Source organism: Embleya sp. NBC_00888, assembly GCF_045207655.1.
Taxonomy (GTDB): Bacteria; Actinomycetota; Actinomycetes; order Streptomycetales; family Streptomycetaceae; genus Embleya.
This window is the reverse complement of the sequence record NZ_CP108784.1, coordinates 203,828-222,089: the sequence shown is the minus strand read 5'-3', so window position 1 is coordinate 222,089 and position 18,262 is coordinate 203,828. Positions and strand designations below refer to the sequence as shown.

Below are 18,262 nucleotides of genomic sequence, written 5' to 3'. Positions count from 1 at the left end.
GGACACCACGATGAAGACTCTCGGCTTCCTCTCCTTCGGCCACTACCAGTCCGTGCCGGGCTCACACACCCGCACCGCTCGCGACGCGCTCACCCAGACCATCGAACTCGCGATCGCCGCAGAGGAGATCGGTATCGGCATGGCAGCCGTGCGCGTCCACCATTTCGCCCGCCAGGCGTCCACACCCTTCCCCCTGCTCGCCGCCATTGCCGCACGCACGCACCGGATCGAGATCGCCACGGCCGTCATCGACATGCGCTACGAGAACCCCTACGCCATGGCCGAGCAAGCCGCCGCGGCGGACCTCATCAGCGCCGGACGACTGCAACTGGGACTCAGCCGCGGATCACAGGAGGTGGCGCTCCGCGGATACGAGGCATTCGGGCACGTCCCCGCAGAAGGAACGAGCGACGCCGAGATGGCCGGCCACCACACCGCGGAATTCCGGCGCGCCATCGCCGGACATCCCATCGCATCAACCGATCCGGCCGCAGGCCCTTCCATAGGACTTCCGGTCGAGCCCCGCTCGCCGGGCCTCACCCAACGAATCTGGTGGGGCTCCTCGACGCGAGCAAGCGCCGTCTGGACCGCCGAGCAGGGCATGAACCTCATGAGCAGCACCCTGCTGTCCGAGGACACCGGGACACCCTTCCACGAACAGCAGCGCGAGCAGATCGACACCTACCGCGAGACGTGGCGCTCGGCGGGGCACGAACGCACTCCGCGCGTGTCGGTCACCCGCAGTGTCCTGCCGATCACCAGCGAGGAGGACCGCCTGTACTTCGGGGACGGGAATGGACCAGACAACCGCGACCGGGTCGGAATCCTCAACGGAGCAATCTCCCGGTTCGGCCGCAGCTACACCGGAGAGCCGAACGTCATCGCGGATGATCTTGCCGCCGACGCAGCCGTCGCCGCCGCGGACACCCTCCTGCTCACCGTCCCGAACCAGCTCGGCGTCGACTACAACGCGCGCCTCCTCCAGACGATTGTCGATCACGTTGCTCCGCACCTGCGGTAGCCGTGGAACGCACACCGTCGACGTCACCGCGTCGCCACCCGCTGCACGTACGGATAGCGACGCCGCCGTCCTTTCGGGCACCTATGTCATCGGCCACCGCGTCGGACAGACCGATGCGTCCTCAGCCGGCGAGACGAGCGATGTTCCCGGATCCCACCGGGAGCGCGTACCCGACCACCGCGGCCATCGACCGGGCTCGGCCGCGACCGAGCCCGGACCCGCGTCCCCGGGCCGCCCGGGGTCGAAGTGCCGAAGGCCGAGAAGGCGGTCGCGTAAGCGCCCCGGCTTCCACGCGCCGCAAACCGATCACCCGAATCAGCCGTAGTGCCTCCTCCGCGGGAGAGATGGGCCCTGCCGTGTAGATCATGACTTGTTTGGTCTCGGTCGGTGATCTCAAGGATGTCGCAGTTGGGGGATATGGTGCCAATTGGCCATTGGTTGACGGTTTTTTGCGGGTGGGTCGGTGCGTACGTCGTGAAGCGGCCCGCAACCGGGCGAACTCCGCGCTGCCGGCGAGGAGGTCATCTACCGGCGTGGTTACCTCGGGATCGTCGCGGTAGCGGGCGGCAGCGGCACGCATGTGCCGGGCCGCAGCGCGGGCGAACGCCTCCGCGTCGGAGGGTCGTACAGCAGCCGGTCCCGCGATTGCGGCGTGAAATGGGTCCGGTGCACGACAAGGAGTCGGCAGAGGCCGGTGATTCGGTCCCGGCGGCGTGCGGCCAGACAGTGCGTTCGGTGCGGACTGCGAGGTTGTTCCGGCGCAGGATGCTGTGCGGGCTGTCGGCATCGCGCAGCCGGTTGGGCGCGGTGAGGTCGTCGGCTGAAAGCGCGTGAGCCGTACTGCGGCGCGCGCACTGGTCGCCGTGGCCATCGCCGTTCCCCTTCTCGGCCTGCGTGCCGACATCCCCGATCCCGCCGCCTCTGCGGTCATCGCCGTGACGGCTCTGGTCTCCGCCGCGGCCATGGGACTCCTCCTGTGCTGCGTGGTCTTCCTCTCCCGCGCCGGCCTGCGCATCATCGAGGCTCTCGGCTACCCGGTCTTCGTTCTCGGGGGACTCGTCATCCCGCTGGACATGCTTCCTGTCGGTCTGCGCCGGCCCGCCCAGGTCATTACCCTGCACCACGTGACAGGCATGGTCCACGACGCCGCCTACGGCGGCAGGCCCACCCTCGTCGGCCGACTCGCCCACGGCGACTCCGGGAAGACCTACGCCTTCATCGGCGCCGTCGCCTTCGCCTCGGTACCGGCCGTCGTCACCCAGGTCCCCGCCGTGATCACCGCCGAGATCCCGCAGGGCACCATGTACAGACTTCGCCCGGGCAACGTCCCACTCCTCGCCATCATGGTGCTGCGCTCCTGGGCCTACCTCGTCGAAGGGCTGGTCGCCTCCGGTCTCGCACTGTTCCTCCCGGGCCCGGTCGCGCTCGGCCACGCGGACATGCTGCGCGTCGCCGCCGCGTTCCCCATCGCGCTCCTCACCACCGTGAGCTGCCTGTGCGTGGGCCTGTTCTGCTGCGCTCTCGGGTTCCTCGGCCTGGACGAAGGCATGGTCGTCAACTCCATCGCCTATCTGATCCTGCTGTGCAGTGGCGCAGTCGTCCCCGTCGGCTCCGGAAACGCCCTCCACCTGATCGGCCAGGCACTACCCCTGAGTGCCGGCCTCGACGCCCTCCGCGCCGGTGTGACCAGCCCCGTGGACACCGCGGCTCTCCACGAGACCGTCGTGGCGGTGCCGTGGCTGCTTGCCACCCATCTCCTACTGCGGCTTCACGCGCGCCGAATCCGTACCGGTGCCGCGCCTGAACCCATCCGAGCAGCCACCGACGTTGTCGGAGACGCTCGCCGCGGTGACCCGGGCGGCGAGCAGCTCGAACAGTCTCGTCGCCGCCGTGGGCATGTGCTCACGCGCTGATCTGCCATGGCGGTGACCCGTGACTCCCGCCCCATCCACTTGGTAAACGTGCGGGTTTACTTCGGCGCGCGGGCGTGCTACCGTCTTCTTTGTAAACGCATCCGTATACTTAATCGATGTATCGAGAACACGGCCGCCAAGCCCCACCACCAGACCGTATGAACGGAGAAGTCATGCCCGACGGCTTTCCGTCCGAGCGGATCCTTGTCAAGCCGCCACCAGGACAAGACACGCCCACTGCGGCGGCCTCCGGCCTGTCGGGGGCGAGCGTTCGTCGGCCGGGGCTGGTCCTGGCGCTGCCGGCGATGGCGACCTTTCCGGCCTCGCTCGACCTGCTGATCGTCGACGTAGCCCTCGACCCGATCGGGCGCGGGATCGGCACGCGCGACCTGTCGGATCTCAGCTGGATCCGGAACGGATACGCCATCGTCTTCGCTGCGTTGCCGGTCCCCGCAGGTCGGCGGGCGGACCGCTTGCGGACAGAGTAGGCATGCTTCTGTAGTGAACGGTACGTAAGGACTGTTACAGAACTCCGTTGATCGTGGAATCTTGCCAAAGGGAGCATGAGATGGGAACGATCCGCAAGACCGTCCGGACCGCGACGATCCCAGAGGTGACGCACCATCGTGCGGCCGTGAACGGCACCGACCTCCACTTCGTGGAGGCGGGAAATACGGGTTCGCCGGTGCTGCTGGTTCATGGCTTTCCAGAAACGTGGTGGGCTTTCCACAAGATCATTCCGCTGCTTGCGCCACACCATAAGGTCATAGCCGTGGACCTGCGGGGCTTCGGAGACTCAGTCAACGGCGAGGGGGAATACGACAGTGCGACCTCCGCTGAGGATCTTCGTAGCCTCATCGACCTCTTGGATCTCGGGCCCGTACACCTGACGGGGCAAGACCTCAGCGGCCCGTTGACGTATCGGCTCGCGGCCAAGGGACGCGAATACGTCCGCAGTTTCTCGGCGATCGAAACGAGCTTGACCGGGTTCGGCCTTGAGAAAATTATGGACGTTACTCGGGGCGGGGCATGGCATTTCGGCTTCTTCGCGGCCCCTGGGATCGCCGACATGGTCCTGCGGGGACATGAACGTGAGTTCTTGACCTCGTACGCCTACGACGGCTTCACCTCGGTAAAGGATGCCATCGGGGAGTCGGATGTCGACGAGTTCATCCGAACGTTTTCCCGCCCTAACGGTTTCCGGGGTGCGTCCGGTCTTTACGCCTCCATGCTTCGTGAAGAACGCGAGATGCGGGAGCTCGGCAAGAACCCACTCGAAATGCCGGTCCTGGCCGTGGGTACGCAGGGTAATCGAGGTCATGACGATCTGACCGTGGAAACCATGAAGAGTGTTGCTCGGGATGTTCGTGCCGTCTCGATTCCGGAATCCGGTCATTTCGTGGCGCAGGAAGTTCCGCTTCGACTTGCGGACGAGCTCCTCAAGTTCTTCAGGGGCGCTGATCAGGAACAAGTCCAGTACTGATGACCACCGGCGCCACATCCGGCCGCCTGCCACCGCGATCCCGAGCCATGGCGATCTGCGTGCGGGCATCGCGCATGGGGACCGAGTCATCGCCGAACCGAACAGCGATCCCTACTCGGTGAGGCCGCTCAGTAGCGGTCACTGCACCCCTTGGAAACAAAATACAGAAAGGTGACCGAAATGTGCGGCACTACCGCATCATGGATTCCTCTCGCAGAAGCGGGGGAGTGGGAGCGAGTTGTCACGGCCGTCCGTGTGAAGGATGCGGACCGTATCAAGCAGAACATCGACGCTTATCAGGGTGTCAACGAAAACACTGTTGCCACGCGTCACATCTGTATGCTCGTGACGGTGTGCGGACCTGGTATCGAGGGCGCCACCATCACCCACTATCACCTCGACCACGAGACGGCCCTGTACTGCACCGAGGGGAAGGCCGTGATGTTCTGGGGGGACGAGCTCGAGTTCATGCTCGAGGTCGAGGCCGGCGACTTCGTGTACATCCCGCCGTTCACCCCGCACAAGACGTTCAGCCGCAGCCACGCTGAGGGCGCGACCTTCGTCGTCGCGCGCACGGACCCCCTGGAGCAGGAGCGCGTCGTCATCACCCCGGAGCTCGATGACGGTCGCTGCGATTCCCGCATCGACTGGGCCGACTGATGACGGGCCAGGTTTTGCAGCCCTCCTTTGCCAATCCGCACATCGTCGGCGAGCCGTCCGGTGCGCTACGGAGAGGATTTGCTCAGCCAGACCTCAGGCATTACGAGAACGTGTGCGTTTCCAGGGCGGGAAGCTGCGCGATGTCGCCTGATTCATCAGTTATCTCGTACGTCGACTGAATCCAGAGCGGTGACGCGCTGCTCGACACCTACGAGTCCGAGCGCCGTTCGGTCGCGCGTTCCAACACCGGCTTCGCGGATGCGGACCAGGCGCATGGGCATGGTGGGCGGGGGCCATCCGCCACCGCCGTGAGGATCCCAAGCCTGGCGTGACCCGATCGGCATCCGGCCGGGCGGCCATGTCGCTTGGCAGTCCACCCAGCCGGCCACCGCGCGGATGCCGTTCGTCCCGGCCGCGACCGGGGCCATGTACCGCTCCCGCGCCTGCCACTTCAGAAAGGCGGAACTATGTCTCCCTTGCCGCAGTATGAGAACCCCAAGGGTCTCGGGAGCCCTTTGAGTGCCTATGCGCATGTGGCCCGCGCCGGGGATCTGATCTTCGTCGCCGGACAGTGCGGGTTTGTCGACGACAACGCCGTGGTCGGTCCGGATGTGCGCAGCCAGACGCTTCGCGCCTATGCCAACGTGCGCACCGCACTGGAGTCCCAGGGTGCGTCGCTGCGTTCGGTGGTTCGCTTCGTGACCTACCTGACGGCCTCGGACCACATCGCCGAGTTCTACGCGGCGCGCGAGGAATTCTTCGGCAAGCATTACCCGGACGGTGAGTACCCGCCGAACACATTGCTGATCGTCAAGGGACTGGTCCGCCCGGATCTGCTGGTCGAACTCGACGCCACAGCCTGTCGTCAGTGAGAACGAGCCATCACGTCGTCGATCAGGCCCGCGGAATCGCTCTCGCCGGTCAACTGACTCCCGCGTAACGACAAGGAGATTCCCAATGACGCTGTCAAGCCGTGGTGAGGGGCTCGTAGGAGCTTCCTCACGCCGCGGCGGCAGCTGGTCCAGGCAGGCGGGCGTCGAAGGTCCGGCCGTTGCGTATGAGGGCCCAGAGGACGTTCAGCCGACACCTGGCGAGGGCAAGGATCGCCTGCTTGTGGGACTTGCCCTCGTCGCGCTTGCGCCGGTAGAACGCCTTCGCGCAGGCCTTCTTCCCGGGAACAGTGGACCGGGCCTCGGCCGCGGTGACCGCCGCTTCCGCTGTGCTCTTCGCCGTGTTGGCGGTGCGGACACCGTGGTTCTCGAGCCAGGTCGCCGGCCTGGCCTTGCCGATGCTCCCCAACGCGGCCGGCGTCTGGTGGCCGGTCGGCAGGCCCAGCGCGAAGTGGTTGCAGGTCGCGGCGCATGCGGGCGGTTGTCGGCGATGACGAAGGCGTCCTTCGCGTCCGTCTTCCCACTGCCCCAGTGGGCGGCCGAGGCGTGGTGCACAGTACGGCCGGGGATGTAGATCAGCTTCTACCCGTGGCTGACCAGGAGTGCGATCCACGAGGCGGCTCCGCCCGCGTTGAGGTCCACCGCCCAGGTGACGGGGCGCGCCGTCAGCCAGGTCCAGGACATCGCCGAGCAGTTCCAGCAGCTCTGTCCCATCGTTCGGGACCCGGCGGGAGAGCACCTTCTTCCCGTCTGTGTCGATCGCCGCGCAGTGGTGCTCGGCCTTGCCCGCATCCGTCCCCGCCCACAGTTCGGACACCAAGACCTCCTCCGTCCCCGCGCCTGTCCTCGCTTCCGGCAGACGACCTCGCCGACGTGTCCATACGAGCGATCGGTTTTCGCATCCCAATTGGCGGTCGAGTCGTCGCGGGTCCTGGGCGGCCAATCTCCTTGAGCCATCTCAACGGCTCGCTCATGACAGCCACACCCACCCAGCCCCTGGGCGCTCCGATCCTACGAATGACCCCGAACACCCCTACGAAGAAAGGTATGGAACTCATGCGTGCTGTGCGGCTGCACGACTACCAGAAGCCACCGACGGTGGAGGACGTACCGGAGCCGACGCTCTCCAGCCAGTTGGATGTGATCGTGAAGATCGGTGGCGCCGGCGTCTGCCGCACCGATCTGCACATCATCAACGGGCAGTGGGCCGACGCGATGGGGCCGCAACTCCCCTACACGCTCGGCCACGAGAACGCCGGCTGGGTACAGGAGGTCGGCGAGGCGGTCACCAACGTCAAGGTCGGCGACACGGTGATCCTGCACCCGCAGCCTTCCTGCGGGTTGTGCCTGGCCTGCCGGGCCGGTCGGGATATGCAGTGCTCCGACGCCGTCTTCCCCGGGGTGTCGAACCACGACGGCGGCATGGCCGAGTACCTGCGCACCACGGCGCGCGCCTGCGTCAAGCTGAGCCCGGGCACCAACCCGGCCGACGTGGCGGCGCTGGCCGATGCGGGGATCACCGCCTATCACGCGGTGCGGCAGGCCGTACCGCTGCTCCCCCCGGGAGCGGTCGCCGTCGTACAGGGCGCTGGCGGGCTCGGCCACGTCGGCATCCAGGTCGTGGCCGCGCTCACCGCCGCGAAGATCGTCGTGGTGGACCGCAACCCGGAGGCGTTGAAGCTGGCCGAGAAGGTCGGGGCGGACGCGACCGTGCTGGCCGACGGCGATCAGGTCGAGGCCGTCAAGGAACTCACCGGGGGCCTGGGCGGCAATGTGGTCTTCGACTTCGTCGCCGAGCAGGGCGCGGAGAACGACGCCTGGGCGATGACCGCCCCGGCCGGATCCCAGTACGTCATCGGCTATGGCGGTGAACTGCGGATTCCTACCCTCGACTTGGTGGCCGGCGGGAAACAGGTGGTCGGCAACACCGTCGGCACCTACAACGACCTCGTGGAGCTGATGGCCCTCGTGGAGTCCGGCAGGGTCACCTTGCACACGAAGAAATACCCCCTGGACGTGGCGGCGGAAGCGCTGGACGACCTCGCCCATGACCGGGTCCGAGGCCGCGCGATCCTGGTCCCCTGAACCCACCCCACGACACGCCGGGGCGGGACGGCCCGCCGCCCGGTGCCACGATGTGAGAGCGAGTCCCCATGTACTTCAACGATCCCTTCGTGCGGTTGCCCGAGGTCCCGAGCTTCACACTCAGCAGCAAGGACGTCAGCGATGGCCGGCCCCTGCCCCTCGCCCAGTGGTCGGGCATCTTCGGTGTCCCCGGTGGAGGGGATGTGTCCCCGCAGTTGTCCTGGTCCGGCGCGCCGGAGGGCACGAAGGGCTACGCGGTGACGATGTACGACCCGGACGCCCCCACCGGTTCCGGCTTCTGGCACTGGGCCGTGGCGAACATCCCCGCTTCGGTGACCGAGCTGGCGAGTGACGCGGGCAACGGCTCGGGCGACCTCCTCCCGCCGGGTGCCGTGCAACTTCCCGGCGACGCGGGAGCGGCCCGGTTCATCGGCGCCGCGCCACCTGCCGGTCATGGCCCGCACCGCTACTTCATCGTGGTGCAGGCGCTCGACGTGGAGGACATCGGGGTGGAGGAAAATACCACGCCCGCTTTGCTGGGTTTCCATATCGCCGGCCACATCCTGGGTCGCGCGGTGCTGACAGCAACTGCCGAGACCGCCGCCTGAACATCCGCGCTCTCGCACCCAGAAAGAGGGTTCATGCGCATCGCCAATGTCAATGGCCGTGCCCACCTGCTGAGCGGCCCGGGCGCGATCGACATCGCACGGGCCAGCGGCGGGCGATTCGGTCCCGATCCGATGGATCTCTTTGCCCACTGGGACGCTTTCCGTACCTGGGCCCACACCGACGGTGTCCACCCATCCGCGCCCTATGGACGCGAGGACTTGGGCGCGCCAGTTCCCCGTCCGGGCCAAGTCTTCGCCATCGGGCTCAACTACGCCGACCACGCGGCGGAGACCGGTCTGCGGGCCGGCCCGGGGATGCCGTCGGTGTTCACCAAATTCACCAGCTCCCTGACTGGCCCCGCCGGTACGGTCCAGCTCACCGGGCCATCGGTCGATTGGGAAGTCGAACTCGTCGTGGCGATCGGCAAGGAGGCACACGACGTCGCCGCGGCCGATGCCTGGGAGCACGTAGCGGGCGTGATGGTCGGTCAGGACTTCAGTGACCGCGATGTACAGATGAGCGGATCCCCTCCGCAGTTCTCCCTGGGCAAGAGCTACCCAGGTTTCGGCCCGACCGGACCGGCGCTGGTGTCCCTTGACGAGATCGCCCCGGACATCCCGCTCCGGCTGCGATGCTGGGTCAACGACGAACTCGTCCAGGACGGCAGCACAGATCAGATGATCATGCCCGTGCCGGTCCTCATCGAGCGGATTTCCTCGGTGTGCACCCTCTACCCGGGAGATTTGGTCTTCACCGGTACTCCGGCCGGGGTCGGCATGGGACGGACCCCCGCCCGTTACCTCGCTCCCGGCGATGAGGTTCGCACCAGCATTGACGGTATCGGTGAGATGGCCCATGTCCTCAGGTGATCGATGCCACCGTGGGCATGATTCGACGTGGTGTGCAACGCCCCACATGTCGACGTCGCGCCGTACATCGGGTTCGACGCGAATCCGTGTGTCGAGCGGGCGGCGGGGACAGCGGGGGGATGGACGGCCCCCTGAATTCGCCCCGGAGCGGAGTGGCCTTGCGGTGACGGAAGCGGCTCACGACTGTTCGGCTCAGGCCGCGTGCGCCACGGTGAACCGCTCGACGTCCCGACAATTCACGCTCGCGCCGCAGATCAACGGCAGCCGTCCCCCGTCCCTCGCACGCGCTTCCTGCTGATCCAACAAACCGTCCTGTGAGTGTGCGGTGTGGTGTCAGCGGGTTTGGTGACAGCGCTTCCGGTTTTTGGGTTTCCCTTTGTTGAGCTGGGCTTTTGTCCGGCCGGCCGGGGGTTCTCGGCTGTCATGGGATGACGAAATGGCTGTCATGGTCTGCGAGATGGGGCTAGCACAGCCGTGATCCGGTTGTCGTGGGAATGCACATTCCTAGGGCCTGTACGGAGTTGCAGTTATTCGGCGGGGTGAAGGCTGCGGATCCAGATGATCGTGCCTCGGAGGTGGAGTCCCGCGAGGTAGCTTTCGGGGGTTTTGTCGTAGCGGGTTGGTGCGCCACGAGGCGCCATGGAATCGAGTGAGGTGAGAGACCTTCACCGCCGGGTTGTCGCAGCAATCCGGCTGAAGCTGGGGGCAGTTCGGCCCAGGGGATGCTGAGCCGAGCGGTAAGCAGCCCCGACAACGTCGGGACGGGCTGGCACTGCCAGACAGCCCGGGTCAGGCTAGCGAGACGGGAAGGTGCACGCGAGAAATCAGTGCTTGACGCCCCGTAATTACGACACCGGCTCGAACCTGGCGGATCTGGGCCGGACGCAGTGCACGACCACCAGCGCTCGTCGGTGGTCGACTCCGAAGCCGACTCGACTTATCGGTGGGGAGGCCACGCCGAAAGCCTGCGGCGTAAGCGTGGCGATGCTGCCGGGGTAGAGCTGGGCATCTCACCCGTCGATCGATTTCGTGGTGAACGTGGGAACTGTCCGCGGTCGCCCTTGCGTCGGGCATCCAGTCCGATCGGGGGCAGGCTCATCGCCGGCTCATGGCCGTCGGGCAGGACGGAGGTTCCGTAGTACTCCGAGGCCGGGAGAGCCGGCCACATGGGGAAGGGAGCCAGCAAGTCAGCAGTAAGGACACTGGAATGCCAGGAGGTTGTCGCCGGTGAATACCGACGAGCTGGAATGGGCCTTGATGAAGGCCGAACGCCGGGTACTGGAGATCCAGACCAAGCTGCACCGTTGGGCTGCTGATGATTCTCATCGCAGGTTCGACGACCTGTTCAACCTCGCTGCGCCACGAAAGCGCCCTGTCATATCCCCGGTTTAGCCGGGAGGAACTCGGAGGAAGGTTCCTGGGTCCGATGGCTAACCTGAATCCGAAAGGTGCAGGGAACAATAGCATGCCAGAAAAGTAACGCTCGTGTTCAGGCGCATGAAACGAGGCGTTGCGGGACCCGCGCGATATGGATAAAGCTTGATTGCCTAGACCTCAATCTCCAGATGGTGCAAGAACACGCCCGCCGGAAATCGCGCCTGATACCGGCGCCACAACCTGCATCGGCATTACGAGGTGGCCGATGCATCCTCCGGGATGTGGAGCGATGCCCAACGAGGGCATTCAAGGAGATGAATGAGGATCCTAAGTCGCACTATTACGTATGACAGGGACGAACGTGGGATCGCCTAAGGGACGCGAGTCCTAAGGTGACAGAGGCCCCGTAGTAGTCGTAGGAGTAACGCCCTACCAAGGGGGACGGGAAGGCCGTCCGCAGGGCCAAGGGGGCCAGGTGATCGGATATTCGAAGACTGGGAGGCATGCGAAATGCAGAGCGCCGAAACAGTACTGGGTATCCTCCGTGATCGCGGTAGGCGTGGCCTGCCGTGCAATGAAATGTTCCGTCAACTGTTCAACCCGCAGATGTATTTGATGGCCTACGGGCGCCTGTACTCCAACCATGGAGCCATGACGCCCGGGGTCGATGGAGAAACCGCAGATGGCATGTCGCTGGCGAAGATCGAAGGCATCATCGATGCTCTGCGTCACGAGCGCTTCCGGTTCAAGCCGGCAAAACGCATCTACATCCCGAAAAAGAATGGGAAGCAGAGGCCGCTCGGCCTTCCTCCGTGGTCGGATAAGCTCGTCGGTGAAGTAATCCGCCTCTTACTGGAGGCATATTATGAGCCACGGTTTTCCGACCACTCACACGGTTTCCGTCCCGGCAGGGGTTGTCACACTGCGCTCAGCGAAGTGGCAGACCTTTGGACCGGCACGGCATGGTTCATCGAGGGTGATATCTCAGACTGTTTCGGGAGCCTTGACCACGAGGTCATGCTCTCGACGCTGGCGGAGAGAATCCACGACAACCGGCTCCTCCGGCTGATCAAACAGATGCTGCAAGCCGGATATCTGGAGGATTGGGTATGGAACGCAACGCTCAGCGGGGCTCCACAGGGCGGTGTCGTTTCGCCGATCCTCTCCAATATTTACTTGGATCGGTTGGACAAGTTCGTCGAAACAGTTTTGATTCCGCAGTACACCCGAGGAGCGAGCAGGGCACTCAATCCTGCCTATGCAAGGGTGCGAATGGCGGCGGTGCGCGCTCGAAGACGCGGCCATACGACCGCGGCACGCGAGTTGCGTGAGCAGTTGCGGGGAACGCCCAGCAGGGATCCTCAGGATCCGGGCTACAGGCGACTCCGCTACTGCCGGTACGCCGACGACACCCTCCTCGGATTCGCCGGACCGAAGGCCGAAGCCGAAGAGATCAAACAGCGTCTGGCGCAGTTCCTTCGAGACGACCTCAAGTTGGAACTGAACCCGGACAAGACGCTGGTCACGCAAGCCCGAACCCGAGCAGCGTCTTTCCTCGGCTACGAGATCACTGTCCAGCACAGCGCGACCCGCCCGTCTGTCAACGGCAGCGTCGCACTGCGTGTCCCACGGCAAGTGATCAAGGCCAAGTGCGTCCCCTACCTGAAGCACGGAAAACCCGAGCGCCGCTCCGAGTTGTTCAATCGTGACGACCTCACGATCGTCAGCACATACGGGGCGGAATACAGGGGGCTCGTCCAGTACTACCTGCTGGCCGGTGACGTCTGGAGACTGAGCCGGTTCAAATGGGTCGCACAGACCTCGATGCTCAAGACACTTGCCGCCAAGCATCGTTCGACGGTGTCGGCGATGGCTCGCAAATACAAGGCCAAGATCTCGACACCGGATGGACCACGGACATGCTACGAGGCCAGCGTCCAACGGGCAGGCAGGAAACCACTGGTCGGAAGGTTCGGCGAAACCCCGCTGAAGCGGCAGAAGAAGGCGGTGCTACAAGACCGCCCGGTAGTCCGGCCCGTTGCCCGCAAAGAGCTGATCACACGGCTCCGCATCGGCAAGTGTGAACTATGTGAGCGGAAAGATCAGGTGGAAGTGCACCAGGTCCGAAAACTCACCGACCTCACCGAGCCCGGACGACCACAGCACCCGTGGGCGCAACACATGGCCAAGAAGCGAAGAAAGACCCTCGTGGTCTGCACCCGCTGTCATGAGGCCATCCATGAGGGGCAACCAACCGCGTAATTCACGGAGTAGTCGCTGGAGAGCTACGTGCACCGAAAGGTGCCCGCGTGGTTCGGACCGGGGGCCGCCGGAGCAGGACCGTGGTGACACGGCACCTCGCCGGCGGCCTACCGGTGTTGGCCGACCCCGCCTTCCTGTTGGTGGCGTGGGACCGAGTCCGGGGAAACAAGGGTGCCCGCACGGCCGGAGTGGACGGGAAGACCGCACGCTCCATCGAGGCCGGGCAGGGAGTCGAGATGTTTCTCGGCAGGCTGCGCACTCAGATGAGAGATCGCAGCTTCCGACCGGTTCCCGTCCGTGAGCGGATGATTCCCAAGGCGAACGGCAAGCTTCGTCGTCTTGGGATTCCGACCGTGGCGGACCGGGTGGTCCAGGCGTCCTTGAAACTGGTGCTGGAGCCGGTGTTCGAAGCGGATTTCCTCCCGTGTTCCTATGGGTTCCGCCCGAACCGCCGGGCTCATGACGCGATCGCCGAGACTCGCTATCTCGCCAGCCACGGATATGAGTGGGTGGTGGAGGGCGACATCACGGCGTGCTTCGACGAGATCTCGCACCCGGCTCTCATGGAACGGGTGGGGAATCGAATCGGGGACAAGCGGGTGCTGTCTTTGGTGAAGGCGTTCTTGAAGTCTGGGATCTTGTCCCGGGACGGAGCCTTCACGGACACACGCACTGGAACCCCGCAGGGCGGGATCCTGTCGCCGCTGCTGGCCAACATCGCGCTCTCGGTCCTGGACGAGCACATCGCCCAGGCCCCCGGAGGACCTGACAGCACCTCCGAGGATCGGCGCAGGAGACGGCGTCGGGGATTGTCCAACTACCGGCTGGTCCGGTATGCGGATGACTTCCTCATGCTCGTCTTCGGGCGCCGTGAGCATGCCGAGGAATTACGCGATGAGGTCGCGGAGGCGTTGAAGCCAATGGGCCTTCGCCTGTCGGTGGAAAAGACAAGGATCACGCACATTGACGAGGGCCTGGATTTTCTCGGATGGCGCATCCAGCGTCACCGTAAGCTGGGCACTGACCGGCAGTACATCTACACCTATCCCGCACGGAGATCAGTGCGTTCCGCGACGGGCAAGGTGAAAGAATTGACCGGACGGCAGAACGTCGGCTTGTCGCTGGAGTCCTTACTCCACCGGCTGAATTCGGTGTTGCGAGGATGGTGCGCGTACTTCCGCCCCGGAGTGTCGAACGTCGCTTTCTGTTACCTCAGTCACTATACGTGGATGAGGGTGACACGATGGATCCGACGCAAGCATCCCGGGATCACTTGGAAGCAGCTCCGCCGACGCTATTACGGCGGTGGCTGGTGGCCTGCCACGGAGGAAGCGGAACTGTTTAACCCGGCAAAGGTAAGCACGACCAGATACCGATACCGGGGAACACTCATTCCGGCCCCGTGGTCCACTACGGCATGAGGAACTGAACACCCCGAAACGGGATTTGTGGAGAGCCCGGTGCCCGGAGACGGGCACGCCGGGTTCGGGAGGCGGCTCGGGGAAACCCTCTGGTGGAAACACCAGCAGGGCGCCCTGAGTCGACCTCACCCAGTCCGCGCCAGGCCTTGAGTTTGTTGATCAGCCGTTCGACGGTGTTGCGATCGCGGTAGAGGTCGGCGTCGTGGGAGAGGGGCCGTCCGCCCCGGCTGCCCTTGCGTTTCCGGCTGGCGGCCTGGTCCGCCTTCTCCGGGATGACCACCTTGATGTCACGTCCGCGCAGGTGGGCGCGGTTGGCCCGGGAGGAATAGGCCTTGTCGGCGGCCACCGCTTCGGGCCGGGTGCGCGGTCGGCCGACCGGACCGCGCACCTTGATCCTGCGCAGGACGGGGACGAATTGCGGGCTGTCGGCAGCCTGTCCCTCGGTGAGCGTGAAGGCCGGGGGACGGCAGCGCCGATCGCACGCGAGGTGGACCTTGGAGGACAACCCGCCGCGCGAGCGCCCGAGTTCCGCCGCCTTCGGTCGTGCGTGGCGTCGGCGTCGGATCCGGCGCCGTTCGATGCGGTCGGGATCGTCGTCCTCCTGGTCGGCTTGCCCGGTTTGCGTTTCTCGCGATCCCCCTTTGTCCGGCCGGCGGCTTCCTCCAGGGCGGCCGGAACCTCCTCGTCCACGCGCTGCCGCGAGCCGGGCCGCCGCACGCGACGCGACGATGGTCTTGCCGGTGCCGCACGCCGACACCACGGTGGTGCGCGCTCCGTGCGACGCCTCCTCGGCCCGCTGCGAAACGGCCACGGCACCGCCGAGCGAGGCAACGACGCCTTCGACGGCCTCTGCTTGGTGAGGACGCAACGTCTTGCGGCTCATCGCACCCCTCGTCGTCCGGCGGCAACATCCTCGGGGACATTGTCCCGCACCGGTCTCGGTCCACGGTCCGAATCCGCCGGCCAGCGCGCCCGCACCGCGAAACGGCGACGACTGTTGCGGGTGTCGGGCGACGGCACGGAAGGCGTCCTTCGCGTCCGTCGAGGACCGACCGGCACCCGGCCCTGCGACCGCCCCCCCGGCGTGGTTCGCCGCCGTGCGCTGCTCCTTGGGCCCACCGGAACGCTGCCGGGCTTCCTCCCCGGCGCCGCCCAGGTGCGGGCCCGGCCCGCCGGGAGCTGGCCGAGGAACGGGCTGCTGGCGCGACGAACCGGGCGAGCGGGTGCAGCACCTGGGCCCGTTGCTCCCGTCGACGCGCGAACTGCTCAACGGCAGTAGGAGCATCGCCCCTGGACCGGGTGCGGTCCGACCAGCAGACCCGCCCCACCGACCCGCACTTTACGGCGCCAGTTCGTGTACACCCTTTGAGGAACGCAGCAGTAGTGACTCAAGCAGGCGGAGTCAGCCATGCTGGGTCAGGGCCATCGTGCACCTCCCGGGGTGAACACGCCGTTTACCAGGGAGAATTGCACGGTGGCCCGCTTCACGAGCAGGGAGCGGAGCCTACGCGCGCATGCGCCCCCGGGCGTACGCCCTGACCAAGATCGGCTGCACCAACCAGCGGGACACCATCGGAACGTCTCCACCGGGATCTCCGGCATCGCGAGCCGACGAGCGGCGCGTTGAACCGGGCGGCGTTCCGCTCCGGCCGGAAGAGGGCGATGCCCCCTGCGGCCTGGCGGTACGCCTTCATCCCTTCGAAAATCTCCTGCCCGTCGTGGAAAACCGTCGCCGACGGCGGCAGGCTGATGGGCCGGAACGCCTCGACCCGTCCGCTGTGCCACCCACGCTCCTCATCTCAGCGCAGCGTGATCATGTGATCGGTGAACACCTGACCGAACTTGGCGGCGGCGGCAACCGTTCGGCGCTCCTCATCCGACAGCGGGTTCGGGTTTGGACTGATCTCGAAGTCGACTATGGCTACTGCCCTCGTCCAGTATCTCGCGTGGACCGCTCCGCCCGAACCGATGATTTCCGGGCCGCGATCCCCGGCGTGGCTCTGACCGCAGAGGCACCCGAATCGCGCTACCGACTTCCCTGCAGCACGGCCGACTCCGCCTCCAGCTCGCGCGGTGACGGGAACTCGAACACCAGGCTTACCGGCGCCCGCCAACCCGAAAGCGACTCGTAACACAGCAACAGCTTGGGAATCATCAGCGAATGACCGCCCCCCTCAAAGAAATCGGTGTCATCGTCGACGTCAGTGGACTTGAGGACCTCGCGAAATGCCTGGAGCCAGTGCGAGTCAGAAGATTCTCCACCGTCGGGCCGGGGCGTGCTGAGAGCGGACATGAGACCTCCCGGGTGATGTGTGTCGGAGCGGTCGGAAACAACGCTCATGCTTGAGGGCTGAGGTTAGGTCACCGACTGGGGACGCACGTACTGACACCGGGCAGGATCGACTCAGAGTGCCGGACTCCCGATGGTGTCCCGCCACGTGGTGCAGCCGATCAATGGACCGGAACGTACAGGTCGAGATGGTGTCCCGCTGGTTGGTGCAGCCGATCTTGGTTAGGGCGTGTTGGTGGTGTTCGGTAGCGCGGGGGCGCTGTCGGGGAGCTCAGCTGGGTAAAGCGATCCATTCGTCGTGCAGTTCGAACAGGACGACGGTGACCAGCCGCAGGAGTGCGTCGTCGTTGGGGAAGACCTGGGCGACGTCGACACGCCGCTTGACCTCGCGGTTGACCCACTCCAGTGGGTTGGTGGACTGAATCTTCTTCCAGTGACGTTCGGGGAAGACCGCGAACGCGGTCAGGTCCTCCTTCGCTTCCAGGAGCATTGCCTTGACCTAGGGGAACTGGCCGCCGAGCATGTCGGCGACGGTGTCGAGCTGGGCACGGACCGTCTCGCCGGTGGGCTGGGCGAAGATCGTGCGGATCGTCGCGGCGACCATCTCGGCCGACTCCTTGCTGAGCACGCCGAAGACATTGCGCAGGAAGTGAACACGACAACGCTGGTAGGCGGCCCCGAGCATGACCTTCCGGATGGCCTTGACCAGTCCCGAATGATGGTCGCCGATCACCAGGCGGACCCCGCCCAGGCCGTGTTCGCGCAGGTGGCGCAGGAACTGGGTCCAGAACACCTCGGTCTCGCTGTCGCCGACCATCACCCCCGGCACCTGGCGGCCGCCGTCCTCGGTGATCCCGGTGGCGATCACCACGGCCCGGGGCACGATCTGGTGCTCGACCCTGGCCTTGCAGTAGGTCGCGTCCAGGTACATGTACGGGAAGCGCACGTGGTCCCGGGGCCGGTTGCGGAACTCGGTCAGCTGGACGTCCAGGTCGCCGCAGATCCGGGAGACCTCGCTCTTGGAGATCCCGGTGTCCGCGCCGAGGGCCTTGACCAGGTCGTCGACCGACCGGGTGGACACTCCGTGGACATACGCCTCCATGATGACCGCGTACAGAGCCTGGTCGATCCGGCGCCGCCGCTCCAGCAGGCTCGGGAAGAAGCTGCCCGAGCGCAGCCAGGTCCAGGTCGCCGGCCTGGCTGGTCAGCGTCCGCTCCCGGTGGCCGCTGCGGTAGGCGGTGCGGGTATCGGCGTGCTCGTTCCCCGCGCCGATCTTCGCACTCGCCTCGGCCTCGATCAGCTCCTGCAGCATCCGCTCGGCCACCGAGCGGACCAGTTCGGGGCCGTCCGCTGAACGTAGTGACTCAAGCAGGCGGAGTCA

Annotated in this window: 14 protein-coding genes and 4 pseudogenes; 12 read left to right on the top strand and 6 right to left on the bottom strand. The window is 65.8% G+C overall.

The annotated features are described in order from the left end of the window. Positions 1–10 precede the first annotated feature (10 nt). Positions 11–1,021: an LLM class flavin-dependent oxidoreductase gene (locus tag OG948_RS00930; protein WP_406292944.1), complete on the top strand. Its 1,011-nt coding sequence runs from the start codon at positions 11–13 to the stop codon at positions 1,019–1,021. Between the two features lie 121 nt (positions 1,022–1,142). Here the strand turns inward: OG948_RS00930 and OG948_RS00925 are convergent, their stop codons facing one another. Next, positions 1,143–1,808, bottom strand: coding sequence for a hypothetical protein (locus OG948_RS00925; protein ID WP_406300159.1), 666 nt, complete (start codon positions 1,806–1,808; stop codon positions 1,143–1,145). Positions 1,809–1,851: 43 nt separating this feature from the next. Between OG948_RS00925 and OG948_RS00920 the strand changes: the two genes are divergently transcribed. From OG948_RS00920 to OG948_RS00900, 5 genes are all read left to right on the top strand, one after another. Then, positions 1,852–2,934 carry an ABC transporter permease gene (locus OG948_RS00920; protein WP_406292943.1) on the top strand — a complete coding sequence of 361 codons (1,083 nt, stop codon included), beginning with the start codon at positions 1,852–1,854 and terminating at the stop codon, positions 2,932–2,934. 173 nt (positions 2,935–3,107) lie between these two features. Then, entirely contained in the window at positions 3,108–3,422 is a 315-nt protein-coding gene (locus OG948_RS00915; RefSeq protein ID WP_406292942.1) for a hypothetical protein, read from the top strand. Positions 3,423–3,502: 80 nt separating this feature from the next. Continuing rightward, on the top strand, positions 3,503–4,417 hold the full coding sequence (locus tag OG948_RS00910) for an alpha/beta fold hydrolase (RefSeq protein WP_406292940.1): 915 nt from the start codon (positions 3,503–3,505) through the stop codon (positions 4,415–4,417). 255 nt (positions 4,418–4,672) lie between these two features. Next, on the top strand, positions 4,673–5,077 hold the full coding sequence (locus OG948_RS00905) for a cupin domain-containing protein (protein WP_406292938.1): 405 nt from the start codon (positions 4,673–4,675) through the stop codon (positions 5,075–5,077). Positions 5,078–5,544: 467 nt separating this feature from the next. Continuing rightward, complete coding sequence (locus tag OG948_RS00900) at positions 5,545–5,949, top strand: RidA family protein (RefSeq protein ID WP_406292936.1); 405 nt, start codon at positions 5,545–5,547, stop codon at positions 5,947–5,949. A gap of 127 nt (positions 5,950–6,076) precedes the next feature. Here the strand turns inward: OG948_RS00900 and OG948_RS00895 are convergent. After that, positions 6,077–6,787 (bottom strand): annotated as a pseudogene (locus tag OG948_RS00895) (IS110 family transposase). A gap of 236 nt (positions 6,788–7,023) precedes the next feature. On the opposite strand from OG948_RS00895, the gene OG948_RS00890 reads away from it, so the two are divergent. From OG948_RS00890 to ltrA, 6 genes are all read left to right on the top strand, one after another. After that, positions 7,024–8,052, top strand: coding sequence for an NAD(P)-dependent alcohol dehydrogenase (locus OG948_RS00890; RefSeq protein WP_406292935.1), 1,029 nt, complete (start codon positions 7,024–7,026; stop codon positions 8,050–8,052). Positions 8,053–8,120: 68 nt separating this feature from the next. Beyond that, positions 8,121–8,660 carry a YbhB/YbcL family Raf kinase inhibitor-like protein gene (locus tag OG948_RS00885; protein WP_406292934.1) on the top strand — a complete coding sequence of 180 codons (540 nt, stop codon included), beginning with the start codon at positions 8,121–8,123 and terminating at the stop codon, positions 8,658–8,660. A 33-nt stretch (positions 8,661–8,693) separates the two neighbouring features. Next, positions 8,694–9,530 (top strand): fumarylacetoacetate hydrolase family protein, encoded by an 837-nt coding sequence (locus tag OG948_RS00880; RefSeq protein WP_406292932.1) that lies wholly within the window; start codon positions 8,694–8,696, stop codon positions 9,528–9,530. Between the two features lie 1,227 nt (positions 9,531–10,757). Beyond that, positions 10,758–10,922, top strand: a complete 165-nt coding sequence (locus tag OG948_RS00875) for a hypothetical protein (protein ID WP_331772767.1) — start codon at positions 10,758–10,760, stop codon at positions 10,920–10,922. A gap of 495 nt (positions 10,923–11,417) precedes the next feature. Further along, the gene (locus tag OG948_RS00870) at positions 11,418–13,169 is read left to right on the top strand and encodes a reverse transcriptase domain-containing protein (protein ID WP_331772768.1); all 1,752 of its coding nucleotides are present in this window, start codon (positions 11,418–11,420) and stop codon (positions 13,167–13,169) included. An 80-nt stretch (positions 13,170–13,249) separates the two neighbouring features. Beyond that, positions 13,250–14,590 carry a group II intron reverse transcriptase/maturase gene (gene ltrA / locus OG948_RS00865; protein ID WP_406292930.1) on the top strand — a complete coding sequence of 447 codons (1,341 nt, stop codon included), beginning with the start codon at positions 13,250–13,252 and terminating at the stop codon, positions 14,588–14,590. A 130-nt stretch (positions 14,591–14,720) separates the two neighbouring features. Here ltrA and OG948_RS00860 read toward each other — a convergent pair. From OG948_RS00860 to OG948_RS00845, 4 genes and pseudogenes are all read right to left on the bottom strand, one after another. Further along, a pseudogene (locus OG948_RS00860) lies at positions 14,721–15,283 on the bottom strand (transposase); the annotation flags it as partial. A gap of 58 nt (positions 15,284–15,341) precedes the next feature. Continuing rightward, positions 15,342–15,473, bottom strand: a pseudogene (locus OG948_RS00855) (hypothetical protein); the annotation flags it as partial. 1,143 nt (positions 15,474–16,616) lie between these two features. Continuing rightward, positions 16,617–16,883 (bottom strand): phosphopantetheine-binding protein, encoded by a 267-nt coding sequence (locus tag OG948_RS00850; RefSeq protein ID WP_406292928.1) that lies wholly within the window; start codon positions 16,881–16,883, stop codon positions 16,617–16,619. A gap of 286 nt (positions 16,884–17,169) precedes the next feature. Further along, a pseudogene (locus tag OG948_RS00845) lies at positions 17,170–18,253 on the bottom strand (IS256 family transposase); the annotation flags it as partial. Between the last annotated feature and the right edge of the window lie 9 nt (positions 18,254–18,262).

What these genes read in the sequence shown, in the direction of transcription:
- OG948_RS00930 (WP_406292944.1), top strand. Translation starts at nt 11, where the DNA reads ATGAAGACTCTCGGCTTCCTCTCCTTCGGCCACTACCAGTCCGTGCCG.
- OG948_RS00925 (WP_406300159.1), bottom strand. Translation starts at nt 1,808, where the DNA reads ATGCCGACAGCCCGCACAGCATCCTGCGCCGGAACAACCTCGCAGTCC.
- OG948_RS00915 (WP_406292942.1), top strand. Translation starts at nt 3,108, where the DNA reads ATGCCCGACGGCTTTCCGTCCGAGCGGATCCTTGTCAAGCCGCCACCA.
- OG948_RS00910 (WP_406292940.1), top strand. Translation starts at nt 3,503, where the DNA reads ATGGGAACGATCCGCAAGACCGTCCGGACCGCGACGATCCCAGAGGTG.
- OG948_RS00900 (WP_406292936.1), top strand. Translation starts at nt 5,545, where the DNA reads ATGTCTCCCTTGCCGCAGTATGAGAACCCCAAGGGTCTCGGGAGCCCT.
- OG948_RS00890 (WP_406292935.1), top strand. Translation starts at nt 7,024, where the DNA reads ATGCGTGCTGTGCGGCTGCACGACTACCAGAAGCCACCGACGGTGGAG.
- OG948_RS00885 (WP_406292934.1), top strand. Translation starts at nt 8,121, where the DNA reads ATGTACTTCAACGATCCCTTCGTGCGGTTGCCCGAGGTCCCGAGCTTC.
- OG948_RS00880 (WP_406292932.1), top strand. Translation starts at nt 8,694, where the DNA reads ATGCGCATCGCCAATGTCAATGGCCGTGCCCACCTGCTGAGCGGCCCG.
- OG948_RS00870 (WP_331772768.1), top strand. Translation starts at nt 11,418, where the DNA reads ATGCAGAGCGCCGAAACAGTACTGGGTATCCTCCGTGATCGCGGTAGG.
- OG948_RS00850 (WP_406292928.1), bottom strand. Translation starts at nt 16,883, where the DNA reads ATGTCCGCTCTCAGCACGCCCCGGCCCGACGGTGGAGAATCTTCTGAC.